Source organism: Belnapia sp. F-4-1 (genome assembly GCF_000802185.1).
Classification (GTDB): Bacteria; Pseudomonadota; Alphaproteobacteria; order Acetobacterales; family Acetobacteraceae; genus Belnapia.
Map to the genome: position 1 here is coordinate 695,623 of NZ_KN676113.1, position 16,609 is coordinate 712,231.

General features: G+C 70.6%; 14 protein-coding genes. 12 read left to right on the plus strand and 2 right to left on the minus strand.

The window, feature by feature from the left end:
- Nucleotides 1–17 precede the first annotated feature (17 nt).
- A complete protein-coding gene (locus tag LH62_RS03550) occupies nt 18–488 on the minus strand; it encodes a GatB/YqeY domain-containing protein (protein ID WP_201445415.1) in 471 nt (156 codons plus the stop codon).
- Nucleotides 489–609: 121 nt separating this feature from the next.
- Here LH62_RS03550 and carA point away from each other — a divergent pair, with 121 nt between their 5' ends.
- From carA to LH62_RS03585, 7 genes are all read left to right on the plus strand, one after another.
- Nucleotides 610–1,992 (plus strand): glutamine-hydrolyzing carbamoyl-phosphate synthase small subunit, encoded by a 1,383-nt coding sequence (gene carA, locus LH62_RS03555; protein WP_043359296.1) that lies wholly within the window; start codon nt 610–612, stop codon nt 1,990–1,992.
- Entirely contained in the window at nt 1,989–2,750 is a 762-nt protein-coding gene (locus LH62_RS03560) for an SDR family NAD(P)-dependent oxidoreductase (RefSeq protein WP_043359298.1), read from the plus strand. The genes carA and LH62_RS03560 overlap by 4 nt, the downstream gene beginning before the upstream one ends.
- A gap of 3 nt (nt 2,751–2,753) precedes the next feature.
- The gene (locus tag LH62_RS03565; protein WP_043359300.1) at nt 2,754–3,389 is read left to right on the plus strand and encodes a LysE family translocator; all 636 of its coding nucleotides are present in this window, start codon (nt 2,754–2,756) and stop codon (nt 3,387–3,389) included.
- Nucleotides 3,386–3,646, plus strand: coding sequence for a hypothetical protein (locus tag LH62_RS03570; protein ID WP_043359302.1), 261 nt, complete (start codon nt 3,386–3,388; stop codon nt 3,644–3,646). Before LH62_RS03565 ends, LH62_RS03570 begins: the two co-directional genes overlap by 4 nt.
- A gap of 88 nt (nt 3,647–3,734) precedes the next feature.
- On the plus strand, nt 3,735–6,980 hold the full coding sequence (carB, locus tag LH62_RS03575; protein WP_043359305.1) for a carbamoyl-phosphate synthase large subunit: 3,246 nt from the start codon (nt 3,735–3,737) through the stop codon (nt 6,978–6,980).
- 313 nt (nt 6,981–7,293) lie between these two features.
- On the plus strand, nt 7,294–7,767 hold the full coding sequence (greA, locus tag LH62_RS03580; RefSeq protein WP_043338559.1) for a transcription elongation factor GreA: 474 nt from the start codon (nt 7,294–7,296) through the stop codon (nt 7,765–7,767).
- A gap of 8 nt (nt 7,768–7,775) precedes the next feature.
- Nucleotides 7,776–8,987 (plus strand): threonine ammonia-lyase, encoded by a 1,212-nt coding sequence (locus LH62_RS03585; protein WP_043359307.1) that lies wholly within the window; start codon nt 7,776–7,778, stop codon nt 8,985–8,987.
- A gap of 6 nt (nt 8,988–8,993) precedes the next feature.
- Here LH62_RS03585 and LH62_RS03590 read toward each other — a convergent pair whose 3' ends face one another.
- A complete protein-coding gene (locus LH62_RS03590; RefSeq protein ID WP_043359308.1) occupies nt 8,994–9,473 on the minus strand; it encodes an Lrp/AsnC family transcriptional regulator in 480 nt (159 codons plus the stop codon).
- A gap of 121 nt (nt 9,474–9,594) precedes the next feature.
- Between LH62_RS03590 and trxB the strand changes: the two genes are divergently transcribed.
- The 5 genes from trxB to LH62_RS03615 all read left to right on the plus strand — a co-directional run bounded on the left by trxB (nt 9,595) and on the right by LH62_RS03615 (nt 16,591).
- On the plus strand, nt 9,595–10,611 hold the full coding sequence (gene trxB / locus LH62_RS03595) for a thioredoxin-disulfide reductase (protein WP_052213669.1): 1,017 nt from the start codon (nt 9,595–9,597) through the stop codon (nt 10,609–10,611).
- 85 nt (nt 10,612–10,696) lie between these two features.
- Nucleotides 10,697–11,584: a LysR family transcriptional regulator gene (locus tag LH62_RS03600; protein WP_201445416.1), complete on the plus strand. Its 888-nt coding sequence runs from the start codon at nt 10,697–10,699 to the stop codon at nt 11,582–11,584.
- 409 nt (nt 11,585–11,993) lie between these two features.
- On the plus strand, nt 11,994–13,007 hold the full coding sequence (locus tag LH62_RS03605) for an SH3 domain-containing protein (protein ID WP_043359311.1): 1,014 nt from the start codon (nt 11,994–11,996) through the stop codon (nt 13,005–13,007).
- Nucleotide 13,008: 1 nt separating this feature from the next.
- Nucleotides 13,009–15,963 carry a caspase family protein gene (locus LH62_RS03610; protein WP_043359313.1) on the plus strand — a complete coding sequence of 985 codons (2,955 nt, stop codon included), beginning with the start codon at nt 13,009–13,011 and terminating at the stop codon, nt 15,961–15,963.
- A 28-nt stretch (nt 15,964–15,991) separates the two neighbouring features.
- Nucleotides 15,992–16,591 (plus strand): nitroreductase family protein, encoded by a 600-nt coding sequence (locus tag LH62_RS03615; protein ID WP_043359315.1) that lies wholly within the window; start codon nt 15,992–15,994, stop codon nt 16,589–16,591.
- Nucleotides 16,592–16,609 lie beyond the last annotated feature (18 nt).

Consider the following 16,609-nt stretch of genomic DNA (forward strand, 5'->3'; position numbering starts at 1 on the left):
CTCCTCCCCCGTCCGGCTCAGCCGCCGAGCGCGGCTTTCACCAGCGGGCCGGCCTTGGCCATGTCGAGGCTGGCGGCGTGCTTCGCGCGGAGCGCAGCCATCACCTTGCCCATCTCCTTGATGCCGCCGGCGCCGGTTTCGGCGATGGCGGCCTGGACGGCGGCCTGCATCGCGGACTCGTCCATCTGCTGGGGCAGGAAGCCCTCGATGACGGCGATCTCCGCCTCCTCCTTCTCGGCGAGTTCCGGGCGGTTGCCCTGGCGGTAGAGCTCGACGCTTTCGCGGCGGCTCTTGGCCATGCCGCGCAGCATCGCCGTGATCTGGTCGTCCGGCACCTTGTCGATACCGGAGGGACGGGCGGCGATGTCCACGTCCTTCAGCTTGGCCAGGATCATGCGGAGGGTGGAGGTGCGGGCCGCATCCTTGGCGAGCATGGCCTCCTTCAGCGATGCGGTGAAGCGGCTGCGCAGATCCTCGGCCATGGACATGTCTCCGGTGCTATGGATGCGGGGCTGTAGCATGGGGCGGGACGAGGATGGGAATGGGAAGTTATTTCCCACGCTCGGCTTCCGGCTTGAAATGGGAAGTTCCTTCCCGCATGTTCCCGTCATGCGGACCGTCGAAGAGATCATTGCCCAGCTCGGCGGCCCGGAGGCCGCCGCGGCGCGTTGCGGCATCGGCACCGAGGCGGTGCGGAAGTGGCGGCAGGCGCGGGCCATCCCGCCCCGCCATTGGCCGGCCATCCTCGCCGCCACCGGGCTGACGCTCGCCGACATGCCCGGCACCCCCGAACCCCGTGTGGAGACAGAGATGCCCCAGACCGAGACCGTGCCCGAGGGTGCGACCGCCTGCCTGGTGCTGGCCGATGGCAGCGTCTTCTGGGGGCGAGGCTTCGGGGCGCAGACGGCACCGGGGGCGGCGCCGGTGGCCGAGATCTGCTTCAACACCGGCATGACGGGCTACCAGGAGACGCTGACCGACCCATCCTATGCCGGGCAGATCATCACCTTCACCTTCCCGCATATCGGCAATGTGGGCGCCAATCCCGAGGATATCGAGGCGGTGACGCCGGCGGCGCGGGGGCTCGTCGTCAAGCAGGACCTGACGGAGCCGGCGAACTACCGGGCGACGCGGCATCTCGATGATTGGCTGAAGTCCTTCGGCATCCCGGGGATCGCGGGCGTCGATACGCGGGCGTTGACCATCCGCATCCGCGACGGTGGGGCGCCGAACGGGGTGCTGTGCTTTCCGCCGGACGGGCGGTTCGACCTTGCAGCGCTGAAGGCGCAGGCGGGGGCCTGGCCGGGGCTGGAGGGGATGGACCTGGCGAAGGAGGTTTCCTGCCGGCAGTCCTATCATTGGGATGAGACCATCTGGGCTTGGCCGGAGGGGTTCGGGCGGCAGACGGCGGCGAAGCACAAGGTCGTCGCAGTGGATTACGGGGCGAAGCGGAACATCCTCCGCTGCCTCGCCTCGGCCGGGCTCGACGTGACGGTGGTGCCGGCGACGGCGACGGCGGAGGAGATCCTGCGGCACGGGCCGGATGGCGTGTTCCTTTCCAACGGCCCCGGCGATCCGGCGGCAACGGGCGAATATGCGGTACCGGCGATCCAGGGCGTGCTGGAGAAGCGGGTGCCGGTCTTCGGCATCTGCCTCGGGCACCAGTTGCTGGGCCTGGCGCTGGGCGGCAAGACCTACAAGCTGGATCGCGGGCATCGGGGCGCGAACCAGCCGGTGAAGGACCTCGCCACGGGGCGGGTCGAGATCACCAGCCAGAACCATGGCTTCGCGGTGGACGACAAGAGCCTGCCCGAGGGGGTGAAGGTCACGCACATCTCCCTCTTCGACCAGTCGAACGAGGGGCTGATGGCGACGGACAGGCCGGCCTTCTCCGTGCAGTATCATCCGGAAGCCTCGCCGGGGCCGACGGACAGCCACCACCTGTTCCATCGCTTCGTCGAGCTGATCGAGAAGCATAAGGGAGGGGCATGATGTTCGACCTGAAGGGGCGCACCGGGCTGGTCACCGGCGGGAATGGCGGGATCGGCCTCGGCTTCGCGCGGGGGCTGGCGAAGGCGGGCGCCAGCGTGATGGTCGCCGGGCGGAATGCCGAGAAGAACGCTGCCGCGGTCGCCGAGCTGAAGGGGCTCGGCGCGGAGGCGGATGCGGTCATCGTCGACGTGACCGACGGCGCCAGCATCGAGGCGATGGTGGCCGCGACGGCGGAGCGCTTCGGTGGCATCGACATCCTGATCAACAACGCCGGCACCAACATCCGCAACCGGCCGGAGGTCTATGCCGAGGCGGACTGGCATGCGGTGATCGACACCAACCTGACCAGCGCCTACCTCGCCTCCAAGGCGGCCTATCCGCACCTCAAGGGCAGTGGGCATGGGCGGGTGATCAACAACGGCTCCATGCTGTCGATCTTCGGCCTGCCCTTCCACATCGCCTATGCGGCCTCGAAGGGCGGTGTGGTGCAGTTCACCAAGTCGCTCGCCGTGGCCTGGGCGGCGGACGGGATCACGGTGAATGCGGTGCTGCCGGGCTGGATCGACACGGAGCTGACCCGCAAGGCGCGGAAGGATATGCCGGGGCTCAACGACAACGTGCTGGCGCGGACGCCGAAGGGGCGTTGGGGCACGATGGAGGATTTCGAGGGGCTGGCGGCCTTCCTCGGGAGCGATGCGAGCGGGTTCATCACCGGCGTGGCGATTCCGGTTGATGGCGGGTTCTCGGTCCAGGGGTGAGCCTTGCCCTCCGCCGACACCCTCCTCGTCTTCGCCGCGCTGTCGCTCGGCCTCGCGGTGACGCCGGGGCCGAACATGCTCTACCTCGTCTCGCGCTCGCTGGCGCAAGGGACGGGGGCGGGGATGGTCTCGCTGGCCGGATGCCAGGCGGGGTCGCTCGCCATCATGCTCTGCGCGGCGGCGGGGATCACGGCGGCGCTGCTGGCCATTCCCTATGCCTGGGACGTGCTGCGGCTCGGCGGGGCGGCCTATCTGCTGTGGCTCGCCTGGCAGAGCGTGAGGCCGGGCGGGCAGCCGGTCTTCGCGCCGCGGGCGATGCCGCGGGAGCCGACGGCGCGGCTGTTCAGCGTCGGCTTCGCCACGGCGGCGCTGAACCCGAAGGTGGCGCTGTTCTACATGGCGGTGCTGCCGCCCTTCATCGACCCTGAGCGGGGGAATGCCTTCACCCAGGCGGCGGTGCTCGGCGTGGTGCAGGTGCTGATCTGCGCGGGCTTCGATGCGCTGCTGGTCTCGGGCGCGGCGGGCGTCGCACGCTTCCTCGGCACGCGGCCGGGCTGGATGGCGGCGCAGCGCTGGGTGCTCGGCGCGGCGCTCGGGCTGCTGGCCGTCAAGCTGGCGAGCGAGGGGCGGCGGGCATGACGCTGTTCCTCATCGCCCTGGCCGCCCTGTCCTGGACGGGGCTGAGCCTCGCGGTACTCGCCATGGTGCTGCGGCGCGTCGGCACCGCCAGGCAGGCGGCATGGCGGGCCTTTGGCATCGGCCTCGCCGTCAACACGATTTCCGCCTGGTACGCATCGCCGGGGGAGCCGATCGCGGCGGTGATCCTGATCGTGCTGTGCCACCTGCTGCTGCTGCCGGCCTTGCTGATCGCCGCGCGGCGGGAGGAGCGGCCGTGATGCGCGCGCTCCGACGATAGCGGCCGGCGTCCGCCTTCCCCGATTGATTGCCGCCCATGGCGGCCCAGAACCGACGGATACCCGACCCATGCCGAAGCGCACCGACATCAAGTCCATCCTCATCATCGGCGCCGGGCCGATCGTCATCGGCCAGGCCTGCGAGTTCGACTACTCCGGCGCGCAGGCCTGCAAGGCGCTCAGGGCCGAGGGCTATCGCGTCATCCTGGTGAACTCCAACCCGGCGACGATCATGACCGATCCCGGGCTGGCGGATGCGACCTATATCGAGCCGATCACCGTCGAGATGGTCGAGAAGATCATCGCCAAGGAGCGGCCGGATGCGCTGCTGCCGACCATGGGCGGGCAGACGGCGCTCAACACCGCCCTCAAGCTGGCCGAGGCGGGGGTGCTGGCGAAGTATGGCTGCGAGCTGATCGGGGCCAAGGCGGAGGTCATCGACAAGGCCGAGGACCGGCTGAAATTCCGCGATGCGATGACGAAGATCGGCATCGAGAGCCCGCGCTCGGCCATCGCGCACACGATGGAGGAGGCGCGGGCGGCGCTCGACCTCGTCAAGCTGCCCTGCGTCATCCGGCCCTCCTTCACCCTCGGCGGGACGGGCGGCGGCATCGCCTACAACCGCGAGGAATTCGAGCAGATCGTGGCGGCCGGGCTCGATGCCTCGATGACCAACGAGGTGCTGGTCGAGGAGAGCGTGCTGGGGTGGAAGGAGTACGAGATGGAGGTGGTCCGCGACACCGCGGACAACTGCATCATCATCTGCTCCATCGAGAACCTGGACGCGATGGGCGTGCATACGGGTGATTCCGTCACCATGGCACCGGCGCTGACGCTGACCGACAAGGAATATCAACGGATGCGCGATGCGAGCATCGCCTGCCTCCGCGAGATCGGCGTCGATACCGGCGGGTCGAACGTGCAGTTCGGCATCAACCCGGCCGACGGGCGCATGGTGGTGATCGAGATGAACCCGCGCGTCAGCCGCTCCTCCGCGCTGGCCTCGAAGGCGACGGGCTTCCCGATCGCCAAGGTCGCGGCGAAGCTGGCCGTCGGCTACACGCTGGACGAGCTGAAGAACGACATCACCATGGTGACGCCGGCCAGCTTCGAGCCGACGATCGACTATGTGGTGGTGAAAATCCCGCGCTTCACCTTCGAGAAATTCCCCGGCACGCCGGCGACGCTGACCACCAGCATGAAGTCGGTCGGCGAGGCAATGGCGATCGGGCGGAGCTTCGCCGAGGCCTTGCAGAAGGGACTGCGGAGCCTGGAGACGGGACTGTCGGGGCTCGACGAGATCGCGGCGCCGGGGGATGGCACCGCGCAGGCCTTCCATGCCGCGCTGGCCACGCCGCGGCCGGACCGGATCGTCATGGCGGCGCAGGCGATGCGGGCCGGTGTCTCGGTGGAGGAGATCGCCGAGGCCAGCAAGTTCGATCCCTGGTTCCTGCGCGAGGTCGAGAAGGTCGTCGCCGCCGAGCGGCGGGTGAAGGCGGAGGGGCTGCCGCGGACGGCGACGGGGCTGCGCGCGCTGAAGGCGCTCGGCTTCTCCGACAAGCAGCTTGGCAAGCTGACCGGGCAGGGCGAGGCGGCGGTCGAGGCGCTGCGGCTGAAGCTCGGCGTCACGCCGGTGTTCAAGCGGATCGACACCTGCGCGGCGGAGTTCGCCTCCGACACTCCTTATATGTACTCGACCTATGAGGGCGGGTTCGGGGTGCCGGAGTGCGAGAGCCGGCCGACCGACCGCCGGAAGGTCGTCATCCTCGGCGGCGGGCCGAACCGGATCGGCCAGGGCATCGAGTTCGACTATTGCTGCGTCCATGCCTGCTATGCGCTCAAGGAAGCGGGCTTCGAGACCATCATGGTCAACTGCAACCCGGAGACGGTCTCGACCGACTACGACACCTCCGATCGGCTCTATTTCGAGCCGTTGACCGGGGAGGACGTGCTCTCCCTGCTGCGGAAGGAGCAGGAGCGCGGCACGCTGCTCGGCTGCATCGTGCAGTATGGCGGGCAGACGCCGCTGAAGCTGAGCCAGGCGCTGCACAAGGCGGGCATCCCGATCCTCGGGACCTCGGCTGAGGCTATCGACATCGCCGAGGACCGAGAGCGCTTCCAGCACCTGCTGAAGGGGCTCGGCCTGCGCCAGCCGCAGAACGGGACGGCGCGGACGCTGGAGGAGGCGGCGCGGGAGGCGGAGCGGATCGGCTACCCCGTCGTCGTGCGGCCGAGCTACGTGCTGGGCGGGCGGGCGATGGAGATCGCCTGGAACCGCGAGCAGCTCATGCGCTTTGGCCAGGAAGCGGTGAAGGTCTCGGGCGAGAACCCGATCCTGATCGACCAGTACCTGGCGGATGCGATCGAGGTGGATGTGGATTGCATCGCCGACGAGGACGGCACGGTCTATGTCGCGGGCGTCATGGAGCATATCGAGGAGGCGGGGATCCATTCGGGCGACAGCGCCTGCTCGCTGCCGCCCTACTCGCTGCCGCCCGCCATCGTCACCGAGCTGAAGGCGGAGACGGAGGCGATGGCCAAGGCCCTCAAGGTCAAGGGGCTGATGAACGTCCAGTACGCCGTGAAGGACGGGGAGATCTTCGTCCTCGAGGTCAATCCGCGGGCCTCGCGCACCGTGCCCTTCGTCGCCAAGGCGACGGGCGTGCCGGTGGCCAAGATCGGCGCGCTGGTCATGGCCGGCAAGCGGCTCGGCGAGTTCGACCTGGATGACAGCGCCATCAACCGGCATGTGGCGGTGAAGGAGGCGGTCTTCCCCTTCAACCGCTTCCCGAATGTCGATGTCATCCTCGGGCCGGAGATGAAATCGACCGGCGAGGTGATGGGACTCGATGCCAGCTTCGAGCGGGCCTTCGCCAAGGCGCAGCTCGGCGCCGGGGTGAAGCTGCCGCTGGCCGGCAGCGCCTTCATCTCGGTGAAGGAGAGCGACAAGCCGGCGGCGGTGGTCCTCGCCCGGCGGCTGATCGACATGGGCTTCGCCGTGGTGGCGACGCGGGGGACGGCGGCGCGCATCCGCGAGGCGGGCCTCGCCTGCGAGATCATCAACAAGGTTCTGGAGGGGCGGCCGCATTGCGTGGACGCCATCAAGTCCGGCGACATCCAGCTCGTCATCAACACGACGGGGGGCGGGCAGTCGGTGGCGGACAGCTTCGACATCCGCCGCTCCGCCCTGACCCATGGGGTGCCGCACTACACCACGGCGGCCGGGGCCCGGGCGGCGGTGCATGCGATTGCGGCGCTCCGGGCCGGAACCCTTGATGTGGCTCCCTTGCAGGCCTATTTTCATCGCTCGTTCTGATCCCGGGTCCGGGTTCCACTGAGGTACGCCGGGTTTCCCCCGGGCGGGCCGGAACCCGGGGCCCGGTTTCCGTGTTTCCACTCGCCATCCCGTGCCGCAACCGCAAGGGTGGCGGGCGGGGGTTGTTCTTGGGTCGCGTGATTCACGCCTTCGGCCGTAGCAGCCCCCGGCGATCACGCTTGTCTTTGGGTCGCGTGATTCACGCCTTCGGCCGTAGCGGCCTCCGGCGATCACGCTCCGGCGTTTTTTGGCTGCATTTGCGGTGGCGGACCGCGCACACTCCGCTTCGATACGCTCAAGGGAAGGGCTAGCCGTGCAGAAGTTCCCCATGACCGCGGAAGGTCTGGCGAAGCTGGAAGAGGAGCTGAAGGTCCTCCGGGCCGAGGAACGCCCGGCGGTGATCCGGGCGATCGCCGAGGCCCGGGCGCATGGCGACCTTTCCGAGAATGCCGAGTACCACGCGGCGCGCGAGCGGCAGTCCTTCATCGAGGGCCGGATCGCCGAGCTGGAGACGATCATTCCGGCGGCCGAAGTGATCGACGTCTCGAAGCTCTCCGGCGACCAGGTGAAGTTCGGCGCCCGCGTCACCGTCGTCGACGAGGAGACGGAGGAGCAGAAGACCTACCGGATCGTCGGCGCCTACGAGGCGGACATGAAGGTGAACTCCATCTCCATCTCCTCGCCGCTCGCCAAGGCGCTGATCGGCAAGAAGGTCGGCGATAGCGTCGAGGTGCCCGCCCCGGGCGGCGCCCGCGCCTATGAGATCACCGCCGTCGCCTTTCGCTGACGGGTAGGATGCTCGACCAGCAGGTCGGCCTGGCGGAAGTCCGGGCCGCGGCGGCGCGCATACAGGGCGCGGTGCGGCGCACGCCGACCGTGGAGGCGGATGCGGTGTCACGCGCGGCCGGGGCGCGGGTCTTCCTCAAGCTCGACAACCTCCAGGCAACGGGCGCCTTCAAGGAGCGCGGGGCGGCCAACCGCGTCGCGTTGCTGACGCCGCGAGAGCGGGCGGCGGGCGTCATTGCCATGTCGGCCGGCAACCATGCCCAGGCGGTGGCGCGGCATGCGTCCCTCGCCGGGATCGCGGCGACGATCGTGATGCCGCGCTTCACCCCTTCCACCAAGGTGGTGCGGACCGAGGGCTGGGGGGCCCGCGTCGTGCTGCATGGCGAGACCCTTGCCGAGGCGGCGGCACATGCGCATGCCATGGCCCTCAATGAGGGTCTGACCTTCATCCATCCCTATGACGATGCCGGCGTGATCGCGGGCCAGGGAACGCTGGCGCTCGAGCTGCTGGAGGATGCGCCGGGGGTGGAGGCCGTGGTCTTCCCCGTCGGCGGCGGGGGAATGCTGGCGGGCTGCGCCGGGGCGATCCGCGAGCTGCGGCCGGAGGTGCAGGTCTTCGGCGTCGAGGTCGAGGGCTACCCGGCCATGGCGCAGCGGCTGGCCGGGCGGCCGGTCGCGGTCGGCGGGCCGACCATCGCCGAGGGCATCGCGGTGCGCGATGTCGGGGAACTGCCCTATGCGCAGCTCCGCCGGCTCGGCATCGAGGTGCTGGTGGTGCCGGAGCGGGCGGTGGAGCAGGCCATCGCCCTGCTGGCCGAGGGCGCGAAGCAAGTGGCGGAGGGCGCCGGCGCGGCGGGGGTGGCGGCGATGCTGGCGCATCCGGCGCGCTTCGCCGGGCGGACGGTCGGCACGGTCATCTGCGGCGGCAACATCGATGCGCGCATCCTGGCCAATGTCCTGCTGCGCAACCTGCTACGCGACGGGCGCATCCTCAGGCTGCATCTCGACATCCCGGACCGGCCCGGGGTGCTGGCAGACATCACCACTCGGGTTGCGGCCATCGGCGGCAACGTCATCGAGGTCTCGCACCGCCGGCTCTTCGCCGCGCCCAGCGTGCAGACGGCGGAGCTCGAGCTGATGATCGAGGTCCGCGACACGGCCCAGGGCGATGCCATCGTCGCCGCGCTCGAGGCCGCGGCCTATGTAGTGCGGCGGGGTTGAGGCGGCCTAAGGGGCGACCGGCACTCCCGCCTCGTCCTTCGAGGTGCGGATGGTCTGCAGGGTCTGGACGCGGGCGACCATCTCGGCGGCGGTGATGCGGGCGGTCAGCGCATTTTCATGCGCGGTGTCGCGCGCGACCAGGCGGAGCAGGAAGTCGCCGCCGCCGCGGATCATGTGGCACTCCCGCACTTCGGGCCAATCCTTCACCATGCGCTCGAAGGATTGCAGCACGGCCTCCTTCTGGCTTTCCAAGCCGACCAGGGCGAAGAAGGTGATCTCGTAGCCGAGCGCCACCGGGTCGAGATCGGCATGGTAGCCGCGGATGATCCCCTCCTCCTCCAGCCGGCGGACGCGGCGGAGGCATGGCGGCGCGGAGAGGCCGACGCGGCGGGCCAGTTCCACATTGGTCATCCGTCCGTCCGCCTGCAATTCGGCCAGGATCTGGCGGTCCACCTCGTCGAGGGATGTGTCGGTCTCGATGGTCATGCTCTCTATTCATTGCCGGTGGCAGGCGCGGGGCGCAATATCATTGCAGAAGGCCGGGGCCGCAAGACATGAAGACTGTCCAGTTCGGCTTTCGCTTGTTCCGTGGGACGGCCGGGCAAATATGCTCGACAACCCTACGACTGCCGGGAGCCGAGCCTTGTCCACGACCCACCGCACGCGATTGCTGATCCTCGGCGCCGGCCCGGCGGGCTACACGGCCGCGATCTATGCGGCCAGGGCGGGGCTGAAGCCGCTGGTCGTCGCCGGGATGCAGCCGGGCGGGCAGCTCACCATCACCACCGATGTGGAGAACTACCCGGGCTTCGCCGACCCGATCCAGGGTCCTTGGCTGATGGAGCAGTTCCGGGCACAGGCGGAGCATGTCGGCGCCACGATCATCCAGGATGTGGTGACGCGAATCGACCTCAAGGCGCAGCCGATCCGGGCCGAGGGCGATTCGGGAGATGTCTACCTCGCCGAGTCGCTGGTGATCGCGACGGGGGCGCAGGCGCGCTGGCTCGGCATCCCGGGCGAGCAGGAGCTGTCGGGCTTCGGCGTCTCGGCCTGCGCGACCTGCGACGGCTTCTTCTTCCGCGGCAAGTCGGTGGCGGTGATCGGCGGCGGCAACACGGCGGTGGAGGAGGCGCTCTACCTGTCGAACCTGGCCAGCCATGTCACGGTGGTGCACCGGCGGGACAGCTTCCGCGCCGAGCGAATCCTGCAGGAGCGGCTTTTTGCCAAGCCGAATGTTACCGTTCTGTGGGATACGGTGGCGGAGGAGGTGCTCGGGACCGAGGGCGGGCGCTTCCGCGCCGTTCGCGCCATCGCCACCCGGAATGCCCGCACGGGCGAGCGGGGGGAGCTTGCGGTGGATGGCGTCTTCGTCGCCATCGGGCATGATCCGGCGACGGCGCTGTTCCGCGGCCATCTCGGGATGGATGGGGAGGGTTATGTCGTGACCGAGCCGGGCAGCACCCGCACCAGCATCCCGGGCGTCTTCGCCGCAGGCGACGTGCAGGACCGCATCTACCGCCAGGCGGTGACCGCCGCCGGCACCGGCTGCATGGCCGCGCTGGAGGCCGAGAAATGGCTGGCGCACCTGCCCGAGGACGCACCGGCCATCGAAGCGTGGACGTGATTCCCACGCAGCCGCTGCGCACGCCCTTCCGCGGCAATGTCGCGGCAGGACACCCTCACAGGGCCGCTTTGGATAGGTGCTTTTGATGCCGCTGGACTGGGACAAGCTGCGCGTCTTCCACGCGGTCGCCGAAGCAGGCTCCTTCACCCATGCGGGGGAGACGCTCAATCTCAGCCAATCTGCCGTCTCGCGGCAGATCCAGGCGCTGGAGGAGGCGCTCGCCGTTCCCCTCTTCCACCGCCATGCGCGGGGCCTGATCCTCACCGAACCGGGCGAGACGCTGAACCGCACGGTGCGCGAGGTCTTCGCCAAGCTGGCGATGACGGAGGCGCTGCTGACAGAAAGCCGGGAGCGGCCGGCGGGGCGGCTGAAGGTGACCTGCACCACCGGCTTCGGCGGCACCTGGCTGGCGCCGAGGCTGTCGCGCTTCCTGGCCCTCTACCCGGATGTCAGCGTGACGCTGCTGCTGGACGACAGCGATCTCGACCTTGCCATGCGGGAGGCCGACGTGGCGATCCGCATGCATCCGCCGCGGCAGCCGGACCTGATCCAGCGCCACCTGGCGAGCTTCGGCTGGCGAGTCTGCGGAGCGCCGGCCTATCTCAAGACCGCCGGCGTGCCGGAGCGGGTGGAGGAGCTGGACGCGCACCGCATCATCTGCTGGGGCGACCACCGGCCGCCGATCGATGAGGTGAACTGGCTGGCGGAGGCGGGGCGACGGCCCGGCTCGGCGCGCAGGGCGGCGGTGGAGGTGAACAGCCTCACCGGCATGTTGCGGGCGGTGCAGAGCGGGCTCGGCCTTGCCGCGCTGCCGGACTACATGGGCCCTGACCTGGACGGGCTGCTGCAGGTGCTGCCGGAGCTGAAGGCGCCGAAACTAGATGCCTATTTCGTTTACCCGGAGGAGATGCGGCATTCGAAGCGCGTCTCGGTGTTCCGCGACTTCTTGGTGGCTGAGCTGAGCGGGCATTAGAAGAGGTTCCGGTCAGGCTTGCCGAGCCGACCGGCGCGACTTTGCCGTTTAAACAATACTTTAGGGTGATTTTCTCGGCGTCGGTGCGACTGATAATCCTGCCGATGCATGCGTCTGGCGCATGGGAGCCGGCCGATTTCACCAATGCTGCACAGCAGTAGCAGGCGTAGGCTCATTGCATCCGGCGGTTGCGCCGGACAGGGTTTCGGGGGCCTCCCCCGACATCCTTCGTCTCCCAGACGTGAAGCCTCCCTGTTTGACTTGGCCGCCGCCCCACCGGGACGGCGGCTTTCTTTTTGCGCGATCACGCCATCGGGACATTGCCGCAAAAACACACAAGCGCGGGCGAAGCGTGATGCAACCCCTGGCTGTGCTGGCCGGGTAAGCACCTTCCTGTTACGTTCGGCACATGCATCATCCTCGTTCGCGCCATCCGCTTCAGCGCCTGACCGCCAGCCTGACGGCCTTCGCCCTTCTCGCGGGTTGCGCCACGACTCAGGCCAGCCGCATCGGCGCCGATGACGGGATGGATGCGTGCCGGCCGCAGCGCGTCGCCCTCGACTCCACGGGCAATTACTATGCGCAGGACATGATCCGCGGCGCGGCCCTCGGCGCCGTCTCGGGCGGCGTGCTTGGCGGGCTGATCGGCGCGGCGGCAACGGGGCGGACGCGGGACATCGCCATCGGCGCCGGGGCGGGCGTGCTGGCGGGCGGCGCGCTCGGCGCGGCGGGCGGGTACCTGGCGGCGAAGCAGCGGCAGGCGCAGGACCAAGCGAGCCTCAACGCCGCGATCGGCGGCGACCTCGCCAACGAGAATGCGCAGATCGACAGGACGCAGTTGGCCTTCAACCAGCTCATCGACTGCCGGCTGATGGCCGCCGAAGCGATCCGCCAGGATGTGCGCAGCGGGCGGACGGTGCTGGAGGCCGGGCGGCTGCAGATGGCCGATCTCCGGACGCGGGTGCAGCAGGACATCGCCATCGCGCGCCGGATCAACCAGCAGATCGGCACCCGCGGGGCGGAGTTCGACACGGCGATCGACGCCGTGGCGCCGGGGACGCGGAGCCAGGTGGCGGCGCGTAGCGCTGGCCCCCCTGCCCCGGCCCGGCCGCGGGCGCCGGTGCCGCTGCGCATCCGCCCGGAGCCGAATGCGCCAGAGATCGGCCGCATCGCCGCCAACGAGCCGGTGCGGGTGAAGCCGGCGGGGAGCAATTTCGCCCTGGTCGAGACGGATGGCGGGTTGCGCGGCTATGCCCCGGCCAGCAGCTTCCCCGGACAGCGGCAGGCGGCGCCGGTGGGTGGCGAGGGCGGCTCGACGCGGGAGCTGGCGGCCTCCAACATCGCCAAGCGGGACAATTTCTCCGAAAGCGTGACCAATGCGGAGCGGGCGGCGCAGGGCGGGGGTTTCGAGCTGGCCGGCTGACATGATCCGCGCCGGGCTGTTGCTGCTGGGCCTGCTGCTGGGCGCGGTGGCGGCGGCCCAGCCGGCGCCGCCGGAGCCGCCACAGCAGCCCTTCCTCCGCATCGAGGCGGGGGCGCATACGGCGCCCGTCGCCCGGCTGGCGGTGGATGCGACGGGGCAGACCCTCGCCAGCGTCTCGGACGACAAGACGCTGCGGCTGTGGACCCTGCCGGAGGGGACGCAGCGGCGGGTGATCCGGCCACCCATCGGCACCAATGAGGATGGCGAGCTTTATGCCGTCGCGCTCAGCCCGGATGGCGGGCGGGTGGCGGCGGCGGGTTTCACCGGCCAGTCCTGGGACGGGGTCTTCTGCCTCTACCTCTACGATGCGCGGAGCGGGCGGCTGCTGGCGCGGCTCTCGGGCCTGCCGGCGCCGGTGCAGCACCTGGCCTTCTCGGCGGATGGGCTGCGGCTGGCGGTGGCGCTGGGCGGACGGGCGGGCATCCGCGTCTTCGATGCGCGGACAGGGCAGCTGCAGTTCGACGACCCTGGCTATGGCGGGCCGGCGCGGATGCTGGGCTTCGACCGCGGGGGGCGGCTCGCCACCGCCTCGGCGGACGGGCACGTGCGGATCTATGGCCCGGACGGGCGCAGGCTGGCGGACCGGGTGCCGCTCATCGGCGCCCGCCCCTTCGGGCTGGCCTGGTCGCCGGATGGGGGGCTGATCGCCATCGGCTATGAGGACCGGCTGCGGGTGGAGGTGCTGGCGGCGGCCGACCTGCGCAGCGTGATGGTGCCGGATGTGGCGGGGCTGGCCGGCGAGGGGTTGCCGGCGGTCGCCTGGGCGGCGGATGGGCAGGGCGGCGTGCAGCTCCATGCCGGCGGCTATGCGCGGCTGGCGGGGGCGCCGGCCGCTGCCGGGCGGGGGATCGCGGTGCAGCGGGAGGCGACGCCCGCGCCCTCGCCCAAGCGCGAATTCGTGGTGCGGCGCTGGACGGATTTCGGGCTCGGGCCCTCGACCGACATTCCGGCGGCGCGGGATGCGATCTCGCACCTGCTGGCGCTGCCGGGCGGGGGCGTCGCCTATGCGGCAGCCGATCCCGGCTGGGGGAGGATCACCCCGGAGGGGCTTCTCGCCTTCCCGCCGCGGCCGCCGGGGGCGGATTTCCGGGCGACCGGGGCGAGCCTCGCCGCGACGGCGGATGGCACGACGCTGCGCGTGGCGCTGCGGGCGGGCGAGGCGCCGGTCGTCTTCGACGCGTTGGACGGGCGGCTGGAGGCAGCGGGCGGTGCGGGTGCCTTCCAGCCGGCGCGGATAGCGAGCGCGCGGTTGCCGATCACCGATTGGCATAACTCCAACCGGCCGCGGCTCGGGCAGAATCCGCTCAGGCTCGGTGAGGGGGAATTCGCGCGCAGCCTCGCCATCCTGCCGAGGGAGGACGGGTTCCTGCTCGGCACCGACACCCATCTCCGCCTCTTCGATGCGGCGGGGCGGGCGGTGGATGCGCTGGCGGTGCCGGGGGCGGTCTGGGGGCTGACGGTTGCCGGCGACATGGCGATCGCCGCGCTCGGCGACGGCACGCTGCGTTGGTATCGCATCGGCGGCGGGGCGGTGGTGGAGCAGGCGGCGCTCTTCATCCAGGCGGAGACGCGGCGCTGGGCGCTCTGGACGCCGGAGGGGCTGTTCGACCATGCCGCCAATGGCGGGCAGGAGCTGGTCGGCGTGCTGCTCAATCGCGGGCGGGCGCAGAATACCGAATGGGCGAGCTTCCAGCAGGCCTATCGCGCGCTTTATGCGCCGCAGGCCGTCCGGCAGCGGATCGCGGGCAACCAGGGGCCGGCGCAGCAGCGGCTGGCGCAGCTCGGCGAGGTACGCGCGAAGATCGGCCAGCTGCCGGTGCTGGCGGCGGGCAAGGAGGCCTGCGCCGTGGTCGCGGCGGAGTGCCTGCCGCTGGGATGGGATGCGCGCAGCCTGCCGGAGGGGGCGACGGCCTTGCGCCTCACCCTCGCCACGACGGATCGCGGGCTCGGTCTCGGGCCGCTCGACGTGCTGGTGAACGACCGCATCGCCGCGCGCACCGAGGCGAAGCCGGGCGAGACCGAGGTGGAGGTGCCGCTCGACCCCGGACCGAACCGCATCGCCACGCGGCTCTATGCGGAGGACAGGACGCTCTTCGCCGATGGGCCGGGGCTGGCGCTGCGGCGGCCGGGGGATGCGGGGCCGCCGGCGGATGCGGGGCGGCTCGTCGTGCTGGCCATCGGCGTCAACCGCTATGCCAATCCGGAGCTCGACCTGCGCTTCGCCGTGCCGGATGCGGAGACGGTGGCGGGGCTGCTGCGCGAGGGCGCCGGTTCGCTCTTCCGCGAGACGCAGGTGACGGTGCTGCGCGATGCCGAGGCCTCGCGTCGCGGCGTGCTGGATGCGCTGGCGCGCGCGGCGGACGATGTGGGACCGGGAGACACCTTCATCCTCTACATCGCAGGCCATGGCATCCGCACGGAGCCGGACAACCGCTTCCTCTTCCTGCCGGCGGATACGCGCGACACCTCCGGCTGGGCGGTGCTGCGGGCGCAGGGGATCGACGACAGCACGCTGGTCGCGGCGCTGGCGCGCATCCGGGCGCGGGATGCCTTCCTGCTGCTCGACACCTGCCATGCGGGGCAGCTCACCATGGAGCAGCTCTCGGCGCTCGGGAACGAGACGGGGCGCTTCCTGCTCGCCGCCAGCGGCAGCGTGCAGGAGGCGCTCGACAGCTATGACGACCGCAACGGCGTCTTCGCCTATGCGCTGCGCGAGGGGTTGCAGGGCAAGGCGGCGATGGATGCCGAGGGGCGGGTCAGCGCGCTGGGCCTCGGCGAGTGGGTGACGCGGCGGGTGCCGGAGCTGGCGCGGCAGCGGCAGCATCAGCAGGATGCGGTGTTCCGCACGGCGCAGCGGGACCTGCGCTCCTTCCCGGTGGCGCAGGTGCGGAGATAGGCTGCTCTCCTCATCGAGGAGCATAGGCATGACCACGCCACCCGACCGCGAGGCACCGGCCGAGCATCCGATCGAGGCGCTGCTGCGGCGGCGCTGGAGCCCGCGCAGCTTCACCGGGGCGCCGGTCGGTCGGGCGGCGCTCAGCAGCCTGCTGGAGGCGGCGCGCTGGGCGGCGAGTTCGAGCAACCAGCAGCCCTGGCACCTCATCGTCGCGCGCAAGGCGGAGGAGCCGGAGGCGTTCGGCAAGCTGCTCGGCGTGCTGTCGCCGGGCAACCAGCCCTGGGCGGAGAAGGCGAGCGTGCTGATGCTGGCGGTCGCGCGCATGGTGAACCCAGCGAACGGCAACCCGAACCGCCATGCCTTCTACGACACCGGCGCGGCGATGGCGCAGATGGCGCTGCAGGCGGGGGCGCTCGGGATGCAGCTGCACCAGATGGGCGGCTTCGACGTGGCGAAGGCGCGCGAGGTCTTCGGCATCCCCGAAGGCTACGAGCCGGCGACGGCGATCGCACTCGGCCCGGTCGGGGTGGCGGAGGCGCTGCCCGAGGCCCTGGCCGCGCGCGAGGTGGCACCGCGGCAGCGCAGGCCGATCAGCGAATGGGCCCGCTTCGGCGGATGGCAGGTTTGAGCGTGGCGCTCTACGCCC

Coding starts and splice junctions, on each gene's coding strand:
- LH62_RS03550 (WP_201445415.1), bottom strand. CDS start 488: ATGTCCATGGCCGAGGATCTGCGCAGCCGCTTCACCGCATCGCTGAAG.
- carA (WP_043359296.1), top strand. CDS start 610: ATGCGGACCGTCGAAGAGATCATTGCCCAGCTCGGCGGCCCGGAGGCC.
- LH62_RS03560 (WP_043359298.1), top strand. CDS start 1,989: ATGATGTTCGACCTGAAGGGGCGCACCGGGCTGGTCACCGGCGGGAAT.
- LH62_RS03570 (WP_043359302.1), top strand. CDS start 3,386: ATGACGCTGTTCCTCATCGCCCTGGCCGCCCTGTCCTGGACGGGGCTG.
- carB (WP_043359305.1), top strand. CDS start 3,735: ATGCCGAAGCGCACCGACATCAAGTCCATCCTCATCATCGGCGCCGGG.
- LH62_RS03585 (WP_043359307.1), top strand. CDS start 7,776: ATGCTCGACCAGCAGGTCGGCCTGGCGGAAGTCCGGGCCGCGGCGGCG.
- LH62_RS03590 (WP_043359308.1), bottom strand. CDS start 9,473: ATGACCATCGAGACCGACACATCCCTCGACGAGGTGGACCGCCAGATC.
- trxB (WP_052213669.1), top strand. CDS start 9,595: ATGCTCGACAACCCTACGACTGCCGGGAGCCGAGCCTTGTCCACGACC.
- LH62_RS03600 (WP_201445416.1), top strand. CDS start 10,697: ATGCCGCTGGACTGGGACAAGCTGCGCGTCTTCCACGCGGTCGCCGAA.
- LH62_RS03605 (WP_043359311.1), top strand. CDS start 11,994: ATGCATCATCCTCGTTCGCGCCATCCGCTTCAGCGCCTGACCGCCAGC.
- LH62_RS03610 (WP_043359313.1), top strand. CDS start 13,009: ATGATCCGCGCCGGGCTGTTGCTGCTGGGCCTGCTGCTGGGCGCGGTG.
- LH62_RS03615 (WP_043359315.1), top strand. CDS start 15,992: ATGACCACGCCACCCGACCGCGAGGCACCGGCCGAGCATCCGATCGAG.